Source organism: Pseudomonas sp. EA_5y_Pfl2_R50 (assembly GCF_963970475.1).
In the GTDB taxonomy this organism is placed as follows: Bacteria; Pseudomonadota; Gammaproteobacteria; order Pseudomonadales; family Pseudomonadaceae; genus Aquipseudomonas.
Window position 1 is genome coordinate 1 of the sequence record NZ_CAXAPT010000079.1, and the last position, 594, is coordinate 594.

Sequence of the window (594 nt, forward strand, 5' to 3'; positions counted from 1 at the left end):
CCGGCCGTGTAGTGGGCGGCAATATCACGACGCCGCGCATTGTCGGCATCGAGCCGTGCGAGCTTCACGCGCAGAAACGCGGCATGAATCTCGTCCAAGCGGCTGTTATAGCCGATTACCTCATTGTGATATTTCACCTTTGAGCCGTAGTTGCGCAATGCCGCCACCTTGTCGGCCAACGCATCATCGCCGCAGGTGATTCCGCCGCCATCCCCCAGAGCGCCGAGATTCTTGCCGGGGTAGAAACTCCACGCGACCAGTGACTGTTCCGCACCAAGTCGTCGTCCCTGATAGCGAGCACCCTGGGCCTGCGCACCGTCTTCGAGCACACTAAGGCCATGGTGCCGGGCAATATCCCGAATGGGATCGAGATCGGCAGGCTGCCCATAAAGATGGACGGGTAGGATCACGCGAGTGCGCGGCGTTATCGCAGCCGCGATACTCGCGGGATCGATGTTGTAGGTCCGCTCGTCCGGCTCCACTGGCACTGGACGCGCACCGACATGGCTGACTGCCAACCATGTGGCGATATAGGTGTTGGCCGGGACAATCACCTCATCACCAGGGCCAATATCCAGCGCGCGCAAGGCTAGC

Annotated in this window: 1 protein-coding gene; it reads right to left on the reverse strand. The window is 61.1% G+C overall.

What is annotated here, in order from left to right; genetic code table 11:
* On the reverse strand, positions 1-594 hold a 594-nt coding region (locus AACY19_RS26790), incomplete at both ends, for a DegT/DnrJ/EryC1/StrS family aminotransferase (RefSeq protein ID WP_339454504.1).